We start from the raw sequence: 17,617 nt of genomic DNA, 5'->3' as shown, positions 1-17,617 counted from the left end.
ACGATCTTAAAACTACAAGGCAATGGAAAAATTACTACCAAAGAAATCGTAAAATTGTAAACGTATTGCAGGATGATTATTCACCTGTAAATCTATAACAGGATTATCTCAAAACCTGTAAACTTTTTTTAGGACGAGACAAACTATCCTAACCTTAATAACCGTTGCTGTATTTGCCGGTGCATTGGCATCATGCAAAAAAGACAGTAATTCAGACTCGTCTGTAGTAAAAATCAATGCACTGAACAATGGTAAAACCGTTACTCTGTTAAACGGTCAAAAATTGCAGGTAACACTTGGGAACCCCGGTGACGGAGGCTATTCTTTTGATCAACCGCAATATAACTCATCGATGTTGAAGCTGAATAGTCATATCAATACACCACCTGCAAACAGTAAGAATGTCGGAGATTTCGGAACAGATACCTGGGAGTTCAGCTCGTTAACATCGGGTAAAGCTGCGTTGACTATAACTGCCACACGTGGTTCCGAAAGTCCGATTGTTATATTTAAAGATACTGTAATAGTTAAATAAAACATCGTTTCGTACAGCGTAAATCAATAAAAAGAGGCTGCATCATCAATCGGATACAGCCTCTTTCTCTTAATTTACTCATCAAAAATTTATTTGATGCGGGCAAAAAAATGAACATGTGCGTCTGATGAGACCCTGGCTATTATTTCTTTTGAATTGTTTTTAAGATCAACAAAATAAGTTGCCTCTTCTGCATCCGGGTTAATCTCGGTATTATATTGCACTACAAAAAATTCATTTATAGCCAAATCCGGATATTGGCCGGCTATTTCTTTCTGTGTATTTGCGGGAATGATTTTGGCATCGATGACCATGCTTAATGCAACAAATTGGTTCTGCCAATTATAATAAGCAGTCATTTTTATATTGTTCTTGATAAACTCAGCCTTTTGATATTTTCCATCGAGAGTCCATTTCACATCTTTTGCGTTTGGATAATCTTTGCTGAATTTTTTTAATACAGTATATGATGCCGTTGCTTTGACGTTGTTTTTTTGAATGCGATCGGCAAACAGGCTGGTACTAAGCCCAACAGTGATTAGAGTGGTAATTAATAACTTTTTCATGATGATAGCGATTAATATTTATACTTCATAATACAGTTATAAGACCTACCTATTAGAAAGAACGTTGCACCAAAATGCTGCAAACCTGGCATATATTTTTCCTATTGGCAAAAAAGATAAATCTATTGGCAAAAAAGATAAATCGCTATCCCTCAGTGCGGTTGGTTTGTGAAAATTTAACCTGTTCAAACAAAAAAGCCGTCCGCTGGTTAGCGGACGGCTTTTGATGTATATGTTGAACTTTTGCAAGTGTGATTATAAGGTTACCAGATCTTCGTTTTTTACATTTCCATCAACTGTTCTGGTGATGTGTGCTGCAGCAAAGTTGGTGCTGTTTACGTATGCTGAGTGATCGTATTTTAAGTTACATTGTTCAACGTTACCAGCGAGGTCAGCTTTTGCACGGTTGTTTACGGTGATGTTCATGCTGTAACCTTCTACATCTAATTTAGCATATGCGTTATCGTGTAAAGTTACTTCCATTTCAAGCGGAGATATTTTACCGAATGATTTTACTTCTGCATTGTCATAAGCAGCGATTGAAGTTAACTGTTCAGCTTTAACCCAAACTACCAGTTTTTGATCTGCGAAAGATGAGATACGCAATGTACCGTTATTGTTTTGGATCAGGGCGCTTTCTGAATAGTAGCGGTTGTAAACTTTAACCTGGTCGTCTGAGCCATCGGTTACATACAGTTCAACATTACCGCGAACTTCGATCTTGCTGATCTTGCTTACCTTCAACACAGTGCTTACTTCACTGTTGTTTGCAGCTGAATCTTTTGTTGCTGCCAAGGTGATGTTGCTTACTCCTAAAACTACTGCTGCAATAGCTACTAAGGAAAAAATTCTTGTTTTCATGATATTTAATATTTTGATTGTCAATTTGTTTGTTTCTAAATACACCCATAAGACGATCACAAAAAAGATCCGTTACAGCAAAAAGGCCTCTATTAGTTGTACAGCAGGGTTTTCCCGGTAAACCGGGGATTTTAGTCGGTGAGTTTTCTTTGGTTGGAGTTGTTGTAGTAGTTGAAATAGTTGTAGTCGTTGAAGTGGTTGTAGATATTATAATGGTTTGACACAAACTTTTTCAACCTCTACAACCCTTACAACTTTTAATAACCAACCCTATAAATAATACCTCTCCCCATCCGTCTTGATCTTACCTGCATCCAACAAGGTTCGGATAGTTTCGATGCGGTCTTTTTCGGTGCCGCTCTTTATAGAGGTTATAAGATCATCGATAGTGAATGCATCGACACTAAGCAGGTGGGCTATTTCGTCAGTAATATTATCAGCAGTTTCGGAAAGGTTTTTCAGGCGTTTTTCATCCAGGCAAACATCGCAGATACCGCATTTATCAGCATCTGTTTCATCAAAATAAGCCAGCAACATTTGGCTGCGACATTTTTTATGTTCAGCATAGGCGAACACCGCTTCCAGTTTTTTCAGGTAGATGGATTTGCGCTCTTCAATGTAACGTTTATTAATTACCAGCTCATTATTCTGCAACCTCGGTTTCAGGTAAGTTACCTGGGGCAAATCCGTTTGCTGCATATAGCTGAGGATACCGATTTCCTCCAATTGCTTAAGTCCTTCTATCACTTGCTGCACGCTCAGGTTGCTGCGTCGCGCAATGTCAAATTCCCGTAAGCGCACATAATTTTCAAACGAGCCCCCATACGAACGCAGTAATGTTTTGATAAAAGGATCCCAGCCTGCATTTTGAATCTGGAAGTTGTACAGTTCTTCATTATGCACGTCAAAGCGAAAACGCGAAGGCAAAAACACACTTTCATTAAATGACAAGTATTCATCCTGTTCCAGAAATTTCAGTGCATTCAACGTTTTATTAGGTTCAAGTTTATAACGGGCGCAAAAATCACTCAAATCGATATCAAAACTTACTCCCTCGCCTGTTCCATAGGCTAACTGAAAATAGCTGCCCAAATGATGATAAACCAGTTTGATCTCATCGACTGATGGAAAATTGGTCAGTAGTTTCTTTTCATTTTTCAGGCGATCGGCATAATTGTAAAGTAACACAGCGTAAGCTTTTTGCTCATCACGCCCTGCCCTGCCTGCCTCCTGGTAATAAGCTTCCAGGCTTTCGGGCATATCCTTATGGATCACAAAACGAACGTCCGGCTTATCGATACCCATTCCAAAAGCGTTGGTGGCTACTATAATTCTTGTCTTGTTACTTTTCCACTCTTCCTGTTTCTTTGACCGCTGCTCCATAGTCAAACCTGCATGATAAAAATCAGCCCTAAAACCATTCTCATCATAAAACTTAGCGATCTCTGCAGTTTCCTTTCGGCTACGAACGTATACAATACCACTCCCTTTCACCCCTCTTGCAACATCCAAAAGTTTGCGCAGCTTATTTTCTTCGTGCTGCACCACATAGCTGATATTCTTTCGTTCAAAGCTTTTCCGATAAATATTAGGCTGTTTGAATAGTAACTTTTCTTGAATATCATCACAAACCTCAGTTGTGGCAGTTGCCGTAAGCGCCAATACCGAAACATTAGGATGTAATTCGCGCAGATCAGCAATATGCAGGTAAGGCGGTCTGAAATCATAACCCCATTGCGATATACAATGCGCCTCATCGACAGCGATCAGGTTCACATTCATATAGGCTATCCGTTCGCGAACCAATTCAGAAAGCAGGCGTTCAGGCGATAAGTACAGAAACTTTACACCACCGTAAACGCAATTATCCAAAGCAATATCCACCTCCCGTTTGCTCATTCCTGAGACAATCGCAACGGCTTCAATGCCTTTTGCTTTCAGGTTTTCAACCTGGTCTTTCATCAAAGCAATCAGTGGTGAAACTACAATGCATAACCCATCCTTGGTTAAAGCTGGTACCTGGAAACAGATTGATTTACCCCCTCCTGTCGGCAGCAAGGCCAGCGTATCCTGCCCCAATAAAACAGACTGGATGATCTCCTCCTGCAATGGCCGGAAGCTGTTGTGGTTCCAATAATGCTTTAGTATTTGCTGGATGGTCATTTGATTGATTTCGGAATTCGGATTTACGATTTCGGATTTAAACCCCTCATCTACATAATCTGTAAAAATTTGAAGATAAGCGACGCGAAGATAAATCCGAAATCCAACTTTCGAAATTTGAAATCCGATAAATGGCTCATTATTTTTAAATTCGCGGCGTTAACATATTGATACTTTATGAAATATCTGGTTCTATCTATAGTACTCTTCTTATCAGTCAATATACTTTATGCCCAAAAATGGAACGTGGAGGCGCCTCCCGGGCCGGTAAAAAAAGTCAGCATCACCACCGACGAAGGCACATGGATGAACCTGGATGTGAGTCCGGATGGCCAGAATATCGTCTTCGACCTTTTGGGTGATATTTATACCATCCCGATAAAGGGTGGCAAAGCAACTGTACTTACTTCCGGTAAATCATGGGATATACAACCGCGTTACAGCCCGGATGGCAAGCTGATATCTTACACAAGCGATAAAGATGGCGGCGATAACATCTGGATAATGAACAGTGACGGGACCAACAAACACCCCATCACAAAAGAAACTTTCCGATTGCTAAACAACGCTTCGTGGACACCAGATGGACAATATTTAGTAGCACGGAAACACTTTACAGGCACACGTTCATTGGGTGCCGGCGAAATGTGGCTGTATCACAAAACAGGTGGAGAGGGTATTCAATTAACCAAACGCAAAAATGATCAGCAGGATGCAGGCGAGCCTATCGTTTCTCCTGATGGTAAATATGTTTACTGGAGCGAGGATGTTACGCCCGGCCCATATTTTCAGTATAATAAAGACCCTTACCAAGGCATTTATGCTATAAAAAGATTAAACCGTGAGACAGGCGATATAGAAACGGTAACTGGTGGTGCTGGTGGCGCATGCCGTCCGCAGATATCTCCTGATGGTAAATTACTGGCTTTCGTAAAGCGTGTAAGATTGAAGAGTGTCTTATACCTGCACAACCTGGCAACAGGTGAAGAATGGTCGGTATACGACGAGCTTTCAAAAGACCAGCAGGAGACCTGGGCGATATTTGGCGTTTACCCGAATTTCGGCTGGACACCTGACAGCAAAAACATTATCTTCTATGCTAAGGGTAAGATATGGAACCTGGATATCACAACCTTGAACGCTGTGCAGGTGCCGTTTGAGGTTACTTCAAATCAAACCATAACTGATGCGCTTCATTTTCCGCAAAGGGTTTTCCAGGATGAGTTCCAGGCTAAAATGATCCGTCAGCTCACTACCTCGCCTGATGGTAAACAGGTAGCATTCAATGCAGCGGGACATATTTATATCAAAACTTTACCTGATGGCGTACCTGCTCGGATTGATAGTACTGCCGATTTTGAATATGAACCGCAGTTTAGTCCGGATGGAAAAACGCTGATCTACGTTGACTGGAATGATGAGCTAAAAGGTTCGATCAACAGGATTGACCTGACCACACATTTTATTACCCGGCTCACTTTAGATAAAGGGCTGTATTATTCGCCAAAGTTCTCCAATAAAGGCGATAAGATTGTTTTCCGCAAAGGCGAGGGCAACGATGTGCTAGGATACGCTTTTGGTAAGAATCCAGGCATATATGTGATGCCTGCAGCCGGTGGCAAGCCTAAAATGATCATCAATAACGGCATCTGGCCGCAGTACTCTGCCGATGACTCAAAGATCTATTACCAAAGCAGTGAAGGTGATAAAAAGACGTTTATGGTAATGGATACTACAGGCGCCAATCAAAAAACATTATATACATCGAAATACACCACACAATTCACCCCTAGCCCTGATGGCAAATGGATGGCCTTTACTGAACTGTTTAATTGTTATATCACCCCGATGGTGTACACAGGCAGCCCGCAGGACTTATCAGCGAGTAACAAAGCTATTCCGCTCGACAAGCTGACCCGCGATGCAGGCACGTACCTTCACTGGAGCAAGGACAGCCAGAAACTGATGTGGACGCTGGGGCCGAAATACTTTGTGCGCGATATTCATAGCGCATTCCCGTTTGTGGAAGGCGGTGATGATAAAACCAAAATCGTTGATACTGCGGGGATCGATCTTAACCTGAAAATCAAATCGGATATTCCGGATGGCAAGATTGCTTTTACCAACGCACGTATCATCACCATGAAGGGTGATGAGGTGATCGATAACGGTACCATTGTAATCGAAAAAAATAGAATAGCCGCTATCGGCAAAGCTTCTGATATACAAGTACCGGCTGATGCCAAAGTTTTTGATGCCAACGGTAAAACCATCATGCCTGGCATTATCGATGTGCATGCTCACCTGCATCCAAGCCCGGATGGTATTTCGCCACAGCAGGATTGGAACTATTTTGCTAACCTGGCTTTTGGTGTAACCACCTGTCATGACCCCTCCACCAATACGGAAATGGTATTCAGTCAATCTGAAATGGTAAAGGCAGGCAATATGGTTGGACCAAGGATCTATTCGACGGGTTCGATCTTATACGGTGCAGACGGCGACTTTAAGGTGGTGATCAATAGTCTTGATGATGCTCTATCTAACCTTCGCAGATTAAAAGCCGTCGGTGCATTTTCGGTAAAAAGCTATAACCAGCCCCGCCGTGAACAACGCCAGCAGATCATTGCAGCAGCCCGCGAACTGCAAATGCAGGTGGTACCCGAAGGTGGTTCAACCTTCTTTACCAATATGAATATGATATTGGACGGGCATACCGGAATTGAGCATAATATTCCGGTTGTCCCGGTTTATAAAGATGTAAAAACTTTGTGGAACGCCAGCAAAACGGGTTATACTCCTACCCTGATCGTATGCTATGGCGGTCTATTCGGTGAAAATTATTGGTACGATCGTACCGAGGTTTGGAAAAACGAACACCTGCTCAGCTTTACACCTCAGTCTATCGTAGATGCACGTTCCCGCCGCAGACTTACTGCTGAATATGGCGATTACGGACATATCGAAGTTTCCAAATATGTAAAACAAATTGCTGATGGCGGTACTAAAGTAAATCTGGGCGCGCATGGACAATTACAAGGCCTCGGTGCACATTGGGAACTATGGATGCTGACACAAGGTGGCATGTCACCAATGCAAGCCATTCGTTGTGCAACCATTAACGGTGCATCTTACCTGGGTATGGACAGAGATATCGGCTCATTAGAGCAAGGCAAACTGGCCGACCTGATTGTATTGAATGCAAACCCGCTGGTTGATATCCGCAACAGCGAAAAGATAAAATATGTGATGGAGAATGGTCGCCTGTATGATGCCAATTCCATGAATGAAATAGGTAATCGCGAAAAACCGCGCCTGCGTTTCTGGTGGCAGCAAAATCGCGGCGAAATGGTGAATTTGCCGGTAGGCAATACGGAAACGTGGTTGTATACTTCGCAGGATGGGGATTAGTCTGAATACGGAATTCGGAATTCTGATTGCGAAGTTTAAAAGAGAAGTCATGCTGAATTTATTTCAGCACCCCATCTGAAAGATATGCGATTGCTTGGTCTACGACTTGTCTACAGCAGACTAAGCAAACGTGAATGTCCTGTGGGGTGCCGAAATAAATTCGGCATGACGATATTTTAGGTTATCGACTACTGCTAATTAACCAGTTATAGAATTCTGGAAAATCGGAATTCCACTGCTTCTCATTGTGTTTGGCTCCTTTTACAATTGTTTCTGGCGAATTCTGTTCACTTATACCTTTTGCACGAACCAGTTTTACCATCTTTTCCATAGGTTCCACCATAATACCATCTGCTTCGGAGTCGCCGCAAACAAAATAAAATCGCGATTTAGTATTCAAATGCTGTTGTGCATAATTGAATATGTCTGGCGCTATCCAGAATGAAGGTGAAAATATACCGCCATTGCCAAACACCTCAGGATACTTTAACACAGCATAGAAAGAGATCAATCCGCCCATCGAGCTGCCTGCGATAGTCGTATGTTTTGCATCTGTTTGGGTATGGTAATGCTGGTCGATATAAGGCTTTAAGGTTTTAACCAGGAAATCAACATATTTATCGCCTTCCGCTTTACCAAATTTTGAATTGTAAGGGTTATATTCTGTCATCCGGTGTTCGCCGCCATGATCAATGCCTACAATGATGCATTGTTCCTTCGCCGGCAACTTATCCATAATCTCATCTGCACCCCACTCGCCATAACCGGAGGTATAGGCATCAAACAGGTTCTGCCCATCATGCATATAAATTACAGGGTATTTTTTGCTAGATGATTCATAGTCAGCAGGCAGATATATCCATATCCTTCTTTGGCGGCCCAGTTGCGGCATATCAAAGTTTTCTGTTATCATATGAACATTAGCGCTTGCTGTGTGCTTCTTTTCTTCAGGCTTGAAATTGTCCTGCCAGCCTGCAATATCTATCATAATTGTCGTATCTCCCGAAAGCTTAAAACACCTGTTATCAATTGATTTCCCATCTACCGCACACTCTATTTTTTGCCAGCTGCCTCGTGTGATCTTAAAGTTATAAATGCCTTTGGGTAACGATTTTGAAAGCTGCCAGGTGCCATCATTCTGCTTCCGCAATTCAAAAGCGGCGTGACGTGGATCCCAATTATTAAAATCACCTGCAATAAACAGATGTGTATCTGTTTCCTTTACCGGTGCTACTCTATTAATAAGGAAAGTCACTTTGATTTGCCCAAATGAAGCAAGGTGGCAACAAGCCAGAAATACACAAATTAATATTTTCGGTCTCATAATTTTGGGGCGATAAAAAAAGCCCGTCCGCTAACCAGTGGACGAGCTTTTGTATAATTTGAACAGAGATTAACCTCTGTTTTGGATGTCTGTATAATCCCTGGTGGTTGCACCAACAAATATCTGGCGTGGGCGACCGATAGGTTCTTTATGTTCTTTCATCTCTTTCCACTGAGCTATCCATCCCGGTAAACGGCCCAATGCAAACAGCACGGTAAACATATCTGTAGGGAAGCCTAATGCACGGTAAATAATACCTGAATAGAAATCCACATTCGGATACAGCTTGCGTTCAACAAAGTATGGATCCTTTAATGCATGCTCTTCAAGCTTCTTGGCAATTTCCAGTACTTCGTCATCAATTCCTAATTTGTCAAGTATATCATCACAAGCTTTTTTGATGATCTTGGCGCGAGGATCAAAGTTCTTGTATACACGGTGACCGAAGCCCATCAGGCGGAAAGGATCGTTTTTGTCTTTTGCTTTATTGATCCATTTGTCTGTATCGCCGCCGTCTTCCTTAATTCTTTCCAGCATTTCGATCACAGCCTGGTTGGCACCGCCATGCAACGGCCCCCACAAAGCAGAAATACCGGCAGAAACAGATGCATAGATATTTGATTCAGATGAACCTACGATCCTTACAGTTGATGTAGAGCAGTTTTGCTCGTGATCAGCATGCAGGATCAGCAGGGTATTCATCGCACTTACAACAACCGGATCAATCACTACTTCTTCCGTACGCTGACCAAAGGTCATGTGCAGGAAGTTGGTCACATAATCATATTTATTCTTCGGATAGATGTATGGGTGACCAAGCGATTTTTTGTATATCCATGAAACGATTGTAGCCATCTTTCCCAGCATCTTGATAATGCTCAGGTTAAGCTCTTCAGTCGTCTGGTTTGACTTTAATGATTCAGGATAAAATGCTGATAGCGAGCATACCAATGAAGAAAGCTGACCCATTGGGTGCGATTTTGACGGAAAACCATCAAAAAACTTCTTCATATCCTCGTGCACCAGTGTATGGCGACTGATCTGGTATTGGAAATCTGTCAACTGCGCCTGAGTAGGCAATTCACCATAGATCAGCAAATAAGCTACTTCAATAAAGCTTGATTTTTCAGCAAGTTGTTCAATCGGATAACCACGGTATTTCAAAATACCCTGCTCTCCGTCCAGAAATGTGATAGAGCTTGTCGTTGCCCCTGTATTCTTATAGCCGATATCCAGCGTTACATATCCGGTTTGGTCTCTAAGCTTTGAAATATCAATCGCTTTCTCACTTTCTGTACCTTCAATTACCGGGAGCTCATATGTTTTATCACCTAATATTAATTTCGCTGTTTCCGACATAGACGTTTATTTTGAAGTAGCAAATGTAATTAAATCCATGTATTATAAAGGATGGCAAAGTGGACTATTTGTAAAAATTATGTGCATTGCAGGGCGAATTAACATTAATTTAACCTGCCATTCACAAAATCGATATTTGGTTGAAGTAGTTGTAGAAGTTGGAGTGGTTGTAATGGTTATAATACTCCAACTTATTCACATAGTCAATCTATGGAGCTTAGTCAAACTAGTTTGAGCGGATGGCTTCGACTGGGTCAAGTCTCGAAGCAGAGTAGGCTGGTATTATCCCTGAAATGATGCCAATGGCAACAGACGTGCTTATTCCTATGATGATATTATTTATATCAAGCACTACCTGGACATCTGCCGCTGCTTTTAAAAGGAACGTGCCTGCGAAAACGACTAATAACCCTATAATACCACCAACCAGGCAAAGTACAATAGATTCAATAAGGAATTGAAGAAGGATAAAGTAATTTTTAGCGCCGAGCGATTTCTGAATACCGATAATATTAGTGCGTTCTTTAACCGATACGAACATGATATTGGCAATACCGAATCCGCCTACCAGCACAGAAAAACCTCCGACAATTAACCCAACAATATTGAATATCCTGAATACAATATCCAGCTGATTGGTAAGCAAGGTGGTTTTATTTAATGAAAAGTTATCTTCCTGGTTTGGCCTTAATCTTCTTATCGATCGCATCATGCCTTCCAGTTCAGCTTCCACATCATTGTCAGTAAAATTAGGCTTTCCTTTTACCACGATCTGCGGGTTATATTTTTCGTTCTGAATATCGACGATGTTTTTAGCGAAGTTCAACGGCAATAATATTTCCTTATCATCAGATATGCCTAAAATATCCTGTCCTTCTTTTGCAAAAACGCCAATAATAGTGACATAACGTCCCATTACCTTGATCTGCTTGCCTACAGCATTGCCACCCGGAAAAAGGTTTTCAGCAATATCATACCCTATGATGGTCACGGGCGCGCCCGTCTTTGATTCCATATCCGTAAAATAACGGCCTTCTTTAAAATCAAAGTTCCAGGTTTTGTTGTGATCGTGCGAAACTGCATCAATTTGTGCGCCTTCAACAGTATTGCTCTTGTATTTTACTACTCGATTATCAATACCGATCTCGTAGGACACTGCTTCGGCAGTTTGACTGCGCCTTTGTACTTCGTCAAAATCATGCAATCGCGGAACAGGGCGTTGCAGGTATTTCCACCACGGGAAGTCCTCGCCGCCTACCCATGGCCATTTCTGGATATAAATACTGTTACTGCCGAGCTTATTCACACTACTCTGCAAGTTATTTCGCAAAGTAGCTACTGCCGAAAGTACCGCTATGATTGTAAAAATCCCGATAGTTACCCCAAGAAGGGACAACATGGTGCGAAGCTTATTCTGCTTTAAGGCATCAAAAGCAAACACAAAACTCTCGCGAAACAGTTTAAAAAACAGCATATGAAACGATTATACCGATTTATATTGCAATATACCCCATTAAGACTACCACATATCAATTTAGTTACATTTAGGTCACACTATTTTTAATATCTTGTGTTTACCAATTAGCTTTAGAGCACCTATAAAAAAATCATCCAATTTAACAAAATTTATTCGTATCTTTGCGCCCTAAAAATTTATCTGTTTTAATATGAAATTATCTCAATTTAAATTCAACTTACCCGAATCACTAGTTGCCCATACACCAGCCGCTACCCGCGACGAATCACGATTAATGGTACTGCATAAAGACTCGGGAAAAATTGAGCATAAAGTATTTAAAGACATATTAGACTACTTCGACGATAAGGATGTAATGATCCTTAACAATACCAAAGTATTTCCTGCCCGCATGTATGGCAACAAGGAAAAAACCGGTGCTACCATCGAAGTTTTCCTTTTAAGAGAATTGAACAAAGAACTTCGCCTGTGGGACGTATTAGTTGATCCGGCCCGTAAGATCCGCGTAGGTAACAAATTATATTTTGGTGATGACGACCTGCTGATTGCCGAAGTTGTAGATAACACTACTTCCCGCGGCCGCACTATCCGTTTCCTGTTTGATGGTACCGACGAAGAATTCAGACGCAATGTGGAAATCCTGGGCGAAACTCCGCTTCCAAAATACATCAAACGTAAAGCTACTGCTGAGGATAAAGAACGTTATCAGACCATATTTGCTAAGCACGAAGGCGCTGTTGCAGCTCCTACTGCAGGCTTGCACTTTAGCCGCGAACTGATGAAACGCCTTGAATTAAAAGGTGTTGAGTTTGCAGAAGTAACCCTACACGTTGGTTTAGGCACTTTCCGCCCTGTTGAGGTGGAAGATTTGACCAAGCACAAGATGGATTCTGAGCAATTCATCATCGAGCAAAGACAAGCTGACATCGTAAATCGCGGTATCGAAAGAAAAAGCCGTATCTGCGCTGTGGGCACCACTTCAATGCGCGCTATCGAATCATCAGTTTCAGCGAGCAAAACTTTAAAAGCCGCCAACGACTGGACCAGCAAGTTCATTTTCCCGCCATATGATTTCAGCATTGCCAATACAATGGTGACCAATTTCCATACACCAGAATCGACCTTATTGATGATGATCTGTGCCTTTGGCGGATATGAGAATGTAATGCACGCTTACGAAGTAGCCGTAAAAGAAAAATACCGCTTTTATAGCTATGGCGATGCCATGCTGATTATTTAATTAGATTTGAGACGTGAGATATGAGATTTGAGATGACTTTCAATCTTAGATATTTTAATGTTTAATCATGAGTACACCCAATCTCACATCTCATATCTCAAATCTCACGTCTAACTATGTTATCATAGTAGCCGGTGGCTCAGGCAGCAGAATGAAATCCGCTGTACCAAAACAGTTTTTATTACTCAATGGGCTTCCGGTACTGATGCATACCATTAATGCATTTTATCACTGCAATACACAGCCCAAAATCATTGTTGTTCTCCCATCCGATTCACACGATTACTGGGAAAGGCTTTGCCAAACCCATCAGTTTGAAATACCATATGAATTGGTGGATGGTGGTGAAACCCGTTTCCATTCCGTAAAGGCTGGCTTGGCTTTGATTGAAGATAATGATGCTATAGTAGCTGTACATGATGCCGTTCGCCCGTTGATCACCTGTGAAATTATCGATGAGTCATTTGAATGCGCTGCCTTGTACGGCAATGCCATTGTTGCCATAAAAAGCCGTGATTCAGTAAGGCAGATCAAAGACAATCGGTCCATAAACCTTAAACGCGACGAGATCTACCTGATACAAACTCCTCAAACTTTCCAGGTGGCGCAATTAAAGGAAGCCTATTTGCAAGTTTATCAATCTTATTTTACAGATGATGCCAGTGTGGTTGAACAAACTGGTGTCAACATAAACCTGATCGGCGGCAGCTATCAGAACATCAAGATCACCTATCCCGAGGATATTGCCATCGCCGAATTCCTTCTGAAACAAAAAAGCCACTCCCTGTAGGGAATGGCAAATTCGCGTTTGAAAATTCTTTTTATCAGGCTCGCCTGATAACGCCTAAAAGCAAAGCAATAATTGCTATTACCAATAAGATGTGAATTACTCCGCCTGCTGAATAGGCGAAGAAACCGATTGCCCATCCGATGATCAGGATAACGGCAATAATGTAAAGTAGACCTCTCATTTTTTGAATGTTTTTAATTAATAGATGATATATTACTCTATAACCCAAAACATTATAAAAGGTTCTAAAAACAAAAACCCTGTTTATTGGTACAGGGTTTCTGATAAATATCTGGTAAGCTGGGGCTAATACTCGTCTTCGTTAAAAAAGAAATCGTCTTTTGTTGGATAGTCAGGCCATATTTCCTCAATGTTTTCATATGGCTCACCATCATCCTCAAGGGCCTGAAGGTTCTCTATAACCTCAACGGGTGCTCCCGAGCGAATAGCATAATCAATTAATTCATCTTTGGTTGCCGGCCATGGTGCATCCTCCAGGTGTGATGCTAATTCAAGTGTCCAATACATATTTTATTCTCTATTTAAGGTAAATTCAATTTTCGCAAAAGTATAATATTTTTAAATCGATTATCAAATAAATTTTTCAATTTTTTAAACACGCGGTATCCATTGGTTTTCAGGGATATTTTGCTCGTTTCCGATCTTCCTGGCCAATACAAACAGATAATCGCTTAACCGGTTCAGGTAGATATTTACCTTTTCTTCTACGGTGCTTTCTGCCGAAAGGTTTACCACCAGTCGTTCTGCCCTGCGGCACACACAGCGTGCAATATGGCAAAACGAGATGGCATTATTACCACCCGGCAAAATAAAATGACGCAGCTCGGGCAATTTCTCATTCATCGCATCCATTTCCTTTTCCAGCAACTCAATATCCGCCTCATGCAAATCCGGAATGATCATTTTCGACCTCTCAGGATCAGATGCCAGCGACGAACCGATGGTAAATAGCCTATCCTGAATCTCCTTTAATGTCTGCTTATCGTGTGCATCAATATCCTGATCGCGTATCAATCCGATATAGGAGTTCAGCTCATCCACCGTACCATAGCTTTCGATACGAAGATGATGTTTTGGCACCCTTGTCCCGCCTATCAGTGAAGTATAGCCCTTATCGCCCGTTTTGGTGTAAATTTTCATTCGTTCCCGAATTTATTGTTTTGGATTAACATTGTAAATAATATTTTGATTTCGCCTATCAAACTCTTACCTGCCGTTAATGTTATTACATTTGGTCGATAATTTACCATTGAATTCCGTTTGGAACAATTTGCATCCCTATGAAATCCATTTCAGTTTTAAATAAGATCTGCCTTATACTTTTCTCATTTTTACTACTAAGCTGCAAGTGTGGCGGAGCAAATAATAAGCCGATCATCCCCAATAATATTCCTGTAAGCAGCTTTTTGAGCGAAAAACAGTTTAACGATTTCTTTCCGCAGCATGACAAATTTTATAGCTACCAGGCGTTTATAAAAGCCATCCAGGAAATGAGCAACATCAAGATAAAGGTGGTTAAGCGGGCAGTTTCTGTTTACCAGATCACCCGTACGGATAAACATACCGGCAAATCAGTCGTAGTCCGTCAGGATGAGGACTGGAACGAAGATTGGGCCAAGAAGAAACCGGATAGTACTTATATTATTGACTACGGCAATTTCTGCAGCGAAAAAGATCTGCAGACCGACAAAAAAGAGCTGGCAGCCTTTTTCGCCAATATCGCGCACGAAACCCGCCACGGGCAAAACGGCAAATATGATGATGGTCTGATGTTTATTCACGAAAGCAATACATCATTACCTTATGTGGCTGACAATGATAATTACCCTGCCGTTCCAGGTAAAAAATACTATGGCCGCGGACCGTTGCAATTAAGCTATAACGGCAATTATGGCTACGCTTCAGACTGCATTTTCGGCAATAAAAGCATCCTCCTAAATAATCCTGACATGGTGGAAACCGATCCTGTCACTGCCTTTAAAGTAGCCATCTATTTTTGGATGACGCCGCAAACCTATAAACCATCGGCCCATGATGTAATGATAGGTAAATGGCAGCCCAAAGCCGATGATAAGGCAAAAAACCGCAAACCGGGCTTTGGCATGACCATCAACATTATCAACGGCGCGGTAGAATGCGGGCAGGGCGAAAACATGTTCAGCATGAATGACCGAATTGGTTTTTATCAGTATTTCCTGAAAAAGCTTGGTGTAAGCGATCCGAATTGTGCATGTTCCTGTGGTACGATGGCAGCGTATAAATAATGAGGGAAGGACTGAATTAGTGAATGAGTGATTGATCTTGAAAATTCAACAACCAATTTAGATTTGACAACTTTTTGAAAGTTGTCAAATCTTGTACTAACGAAATCAGGCAATCCTTCAATCCTATGAATCAAGGTTCAGACAATTTTTTTATTATTGTACATGGACTATCCCTTTGATACCGTAGGCCTCAGCAGCGAAACCATCGACACTTTTGGTGATACGTATAAGTTATTGAAATCAAAATTTCGTATTGAACACACAGGTGACATTGACTTTCACCTGGAAGATTTTGAAGCTTTTAAAGATTGCAAGGACATTAATGTAAAAGGTTCTTATGTTATCAAAAATGCCCGCACCGATTGTTATATACTTTTTGTCGAGATACATAAAATAAAAAGAAGCGGCACAAATTTACCGCATTTGTACGATTATTATGAGTATCAAAGCTGGGCATTGGCCTACTTGAAAAAGGATTGTGGACGGGCATTCATCCGTCCTGAAACGTTAGCTGACAAGCTCATCGAGCTGGTCCATCCTGTAGAATTGGATTTTCATGATGATAAAGCTTTCAGTGATACTTTTTATGTGCTGGTGAATGATCGTTACAAAGCAGAATCAGCCATGAACCGTGATTTCAGAAATGTGGTGATGGATATGCGGCACGAAGATGTGGTTATCGAGATCGTTAATCATACCTTGATCATCGGTCACCATAAACCGATCATGCCAGAAACTACGCTTAAGTTAGCTGAGTTTGTTGTGCGATTAGCTTCTAATTGCTGAAGAGTTACTTAGTTTCAATTTCAGCATCATCAGCAACGATCTTGCTTCTGTCTACCTTTTGAATATCAGTATTAGGATAATCATTTTCAATCAAGCCATCACGCATACGTACAATCCGGTGGGCATGCTTTGCGATATCTTCTTCGTGGGTTACTAAGATAATAGTGTTGCCTTTGGCATGGATATCTTCAATTAACCCCATTATTTCAATGGATGTTTTGGTATCCAGGTTACCTGTGGGTTCATCCGCAAGAATGATGGACGGATCATTGATCAATGCCCTGGCCACCGCCACACGCTGACGCTGGCCACCTGATAGCTCATTTGGCTTGTGAGTTACCCTATGGCCAAGCCCTACATTCTCCAGCGCTTTTCGGGCACGTTCTTGCCTGCCTTCTCTATTGATACCGGCATAAATAAGCGGTAAGGCCACATTATCAAGTGCTGTATTGCGCGGCAATAAGTTAAATGTCTGAAAAACGAAGCCGATCTCCGTATTACGAACTTCGGCCAAATCATTATCGCTCATTTGGCTTACGTTGATGCCGTTCAGTATATAATCGCCTTTGGTTGGCGTATCCAGACAGCCAAGAATGTTCATAAGGGTTGACTTGCCTGAGCCTGAAGGGCCCATCAGGGCTACGAATTCGCCTTTATTTATTGTTAAGGATACCGACTTGAGTGCATGTATGGTTTCTGCACCGATCACATATTTTCGCCCGATATCTTTAATAGTAATTAATGGCTCCATTCGCTTTTTCGTGGTTTGACTATAAGAGGCTATGATTTGTTACATACAGGCAATAATTCTAAAATCTAA

General features: G+C 41.5%; 16 protein-coding genes. 6 read left to right on the top strand and 10 right to left on the bottom strand.

Annotated features, from left to right (window positions below):
• Positions 1–184 precede the first annotated feature (184 nt).
• Positions 185–535, top strand: coding sequence for a protease inhibitor I42 family protein (locus VIM89_RS09395; RefSeq protein ID WP_488155900.1), 351 nt, complete (start codon positions 185–187; stop codon positions 533–535).
• Positions 536–624: 89 nt separating this feature from the next.
• Here the strand turns inward: VIM89_RS09395 and VIM89_RS09390 are convergent, their stop codons facing one another.
• The 3 genes from VIM89_RS09390 to VIM89_RS09380 form a co-directional block, all read right to left on the bottom strand.
• Positions 625–1,101 (bottom strand): hypothetical protein, encoded by a 477-nt coding sequence (locus tag VIM89_RS09390; protein ID WP_488155899.1) that lies wholly within the window; start codon positions 1,099–1,101, stop codon positions 625–627.
• 255 nt (positions 1,102–1,356) lie between these two features.
• Positions 1,357–1,962, bottom strand: coding sequence for a GIN domain-containing protein (locus VIM89_RS09385; protein WP_488155898.1), 606 nt, complete (start codon positions 1,960–1,962; stop codon positions 1,357–1,359).
• 270 nt (positions 1,963–2,232) lie between these two features.
• Positions 2,233–4,125 carry a RecQ family ATP-dependent DNA helicase gene (locus VIM89_RS09380; protein WP_488155897.1) on the bottom strand — a complete coding sequence of 631 codons (1,893 nt, stop codon included), beginning with the start codon at positions 4,123–4,125 and terminating at the stop codon, positions 2,233–2,235.
• Positions 4,126–4,302: 177 nt separating this feature from the next.
• On the opposite strand from VIM89_RS09380, the gene VIM89_RS09375 reads away from it, so the two are divergent.
• Complete coding sequence (locus tag VIM89_RS09375; RefSeq protein WP_488155896.1) at positions 4,303–7,536, top strand: amidohydrolase family protein; 3,234 nt, start codon at positions 4,303–4,305, stop codon at positions 7,534–7,536.
• Positions 7,537–7,717: 181 nt separating this feature from the next.
• Here VIM89_RS09375 and VIM89_RS09370 read toward each other — a convergent pair whose 3' ends face one another.
• The 3 genes from VIM89_RS09370 to VIM89_RS09360 all read right to left on the bottom strand — a co-directional run bounded on the left by VIM89_RS09370 (position 7,718) and on the right by VIM89_RS09360 (position 11,693).
• Positions 7,718–8,791, bottom strand: coding sequence for an alpha/beta hydrolase (locus VIM89_RS09370; protein ID WP_488155895.1), 1,074 nt, complete (start codon positions 8,789–8,791; stop codon positions 7,718–7,720).
• 138 nt (positions 8,792–8,929) lie between these two features.
• Positions 8,930–10,219 (bottom strand): citrate synthase, encoded by a 1,290-nt coding sequence (locus tag VIM89_RS09365; protein ID WP_488155894.1) that lies wholly within the window; start codon positions 10,217–10,219, stop codon positions 8,930–8,932.
• Positions 10,220–10,445: 226 nt separating this feature from the next.
• The gene (locus tag VIM89_RS09360; protein ID WP_488155893.1) at positions 10,446–11,693 is read right to left on the bottom strand and encodes an ABC transporter permease; all 1,248 of its coding nucleotides are present in this window, start codon (positions 11,691–11,693) and stop codon (positions 10,446–10,448) included.
• Positions 11,694–11,886: 193 nt separating this feature from the next.
• Here VIM89_RS09360 and queA point away from each other — a divergent pair, with 193 nt between their 5' ends.
• Together queA and VIM89_RS09350 are read left to right on the top strand one after the other, a co-directional pair.
• Positions 11,887–12,936, top strand: a complete 1,050-nt coding sequence (gene queA / locus VIM89_RS09355) for a tRNA preQ1(34) S-adenosylmethionine ribosyltransferase-isomerase QueA (protein ID WP_488155892.1) — start codon at positions 11,887–11,889, stop codon at positions 12,934–12,936.
• A gap of 67 nt (positions 12,937–13,003) precedes the next feature.
• Complete coding sequence (locus VIM89_RS09350) at positions 13,004–13,726, top strand: 2-C-methyl-D-erythritol 4-phosphate cytidylyltransferase (RefSeq protein WP_488155891.1); 723 nt, start codon at positions 13,004–13,006, stop codon at positions 13,724–13,726.
• Positions 13,727–13,760: 34 nt separating this feature from the next.
• Here the strand turns inward: VIM89_RS09350 and VIM89_RS09345 are convergent, their stop codons facing one another.
• The 3 genes from VIM89_RS09345 to VIM89_RS09335 all read right to left on the bottom strand — a co-directional run bounded on the left by VIM89_RS09345 (position 13,761) and on the right by VIM89_RS09335 (position 14,887).
• On the bottom strand, positions 13,761–13,907 hold the full coding sequence (locus tag VIM89_RS09345; RefSeq protein ID WP_488155890.1) for a lmo0937 family membrane protein: 147 nt from the start codon (positions 13,905–13,907) through the stop codon (positions 13,761–13,763).
• 125 nt (positions 13,908–14,032) lie between these two features.
• A complete protein-coding gene (locus tag VIM89_RS09340) occupies positions 14,033–14,254 on the bottom strand; it encodes a DUF2795 domain-containing protein (protein ID WP_002996718.1) in 222 nt (73 codons plus the stop codon).
• Between the two features lie 84 nt (positions 14,255–14,338).
• Positions 14,339–14,887: a cob(I)yrinic acid a,c-diamide adenosyltransferase gene (locus VIM89_RS09335; RefSeq protein WP_488155889.1), complete on the bottom strand. Its 549-nt coding sequence runs from the start codon at positions 14,885–14,887 to the stop codon at positions 14,339–14,341.
• A gap of 140 nt (positions 14,888–15,027) precedes the next feature.
• On the opposite strand from VIM89_RS09335, the gene VIM89_RS09330 reads away from it, so the two are divergent.
• Positions 15,028–16,011 carry a chitinase gene (locus tag VIM89_RS09330; protein WP_488155888.1) on the top strand — a complete coding sequence of 328 codons (984 nt, stop codon included), beginning with the start codon at positions 15,028–15,030 and terminating at the stop codon, positions 16,009–16,011.
• Between the two features lie 162 nt (positions 16,012–16,173).
• Entirely contained in the window at positions 16,174–16,797 is a 624-nt protein-coding gene (locus VIM89_RS09325; protein ID WP_488155887.1) for a hypothetical protein, read from the top strand.
• A 4-nt stretch (positions 16,798–16,801) separates the two neighbouring features.
• On the opposite strand, the gene VIM89_RS09320 is transcribed toward VIM89_RS09325, so the two are convergent.
• A complete protein-coding gene (locus VIM89_RS09320) occupies positions 16,802–17,548 on the bottom strand; it encodes an ABC transporter ATP-binding protein (protein WP_488155886.1) in 747 nt (248 codons plus the stop codon).
• Positions 17,549–17,617 lie beyond the last annotated feature (69 nt).

It is taken from the genome of Mucilaginibacter sp., from assembly GCF_036568825.1.
Classification (GTDB): Bacteria; Bacteroidota; Bacteroidia; order Sphingobacteriales; family Sphingobacteriaceae; genus Mucilaginibacter.
The sequence above is the reverse complement of the archived record's forward strand: the minus strand, read 5'-3'. Positions and strand labels throughout refer to the sequence as shown.

Excerpts from the sequence above, each read along its gene's own strand:
- VIM89_RS09390 (WP_488155899.1), bottom strand. The coding sequence starts at position 1,101 with ATGAAAAAGTTATTAATTACCACTCTAATCACTGTTGGGCTTAGTACC.
- VIM89_RS09385 (WP_488155898.1), bottom strand. The coding sequence starts at position 1,962 with ATGAAAACAAGAATTTTTTCCTTAGTAGCTATTGCAGCAGTAGTTTTA.
- VIM89_RS09380 (WP_488155897.1), bottom strand. The coding sequence starts at position 4,125 with ATGACCATCCAGCAAATACTAAAGCATTATTGGAACCACAACAGCTTC.
- VIM89_RS09375 (WP_488155896.1), top strand. The coding sequence starts at position 4,303 with ATGAAATATCTGGTTCTATCTATAGTACTCTTCTTATCAGTCAATATA.
- VIM89_RS09365 (WP_488155894.1), bottom strand. The coding sequence starts at position 10,219 with ATGTCGGAAACAGCGAAATTAATATTAGGTGATAAAACATATGAGCTC.
- VIM89_RS09360 (WP_488155893.1), bottom strand. The coding sequence starts at position 11,693 with ATGCTGTTTTTTAAACTGTTTCGCGAGAGTTTTGTGTTTGCTTTTGAT.
- queA (WP_488155892.1), top strand. The coding sequence starts at position 11,887 with ATGAAATTATCTCAATTTAAATTCAACTTACCCGAATCACTAGTTGCC.
- VIM89_RS09350 (WP_488155891.1), top strand. The coding sequence starts at position 13,004 with ATGAGTACACCCAATCTCACATCTCATATCTCAAATCTCACGTCTAAC.
- VIM89_RS09345 (WP_488155890.1), bottom strand. The coding sequence starts at position 13,907 with ATGAGAGGTCTACTTTACATTATTGCCGTTATCCTGATCATCGGATGG.
- VIM89_RS09340 (WP_002996718.1), bottom strand. The coding sequence starts at position 14,254 with ATGTATTGGACACTTGAATTAGCATCACACCTGGAGGATGCACCATGG.
- VIM89_RS09335 (WP_488155889.1), bottom strand. The coding sequence starts at position 14,887 with ATGAAAATTTACACCAAAACGGGCGATAAGGGCTATACTTCACTGATA.
- VIM89_RS09330 (WP_488155888.1), top strand. The coding sequence starts at position 15,028 with ATGAAATCCATTTCAGTTTTAAATAAGATCTGCCTTATACTTTTCTCA.
- VIM89_RS09325 (WP_488155887.1), top strand. The coding sequence starts at position 16,174 with ATGGACTATCCCTTTGATACCGTAGGCCTCAGCAGCGAAACCATCGAC.
- VIM89_RS09320 (WP_488155886.1), bottom strand. The coding sequence starts at position 17,548 with ATGGAGCCATTAATTACTATTAAAGATATCGGGCGAAAATATGTGATC.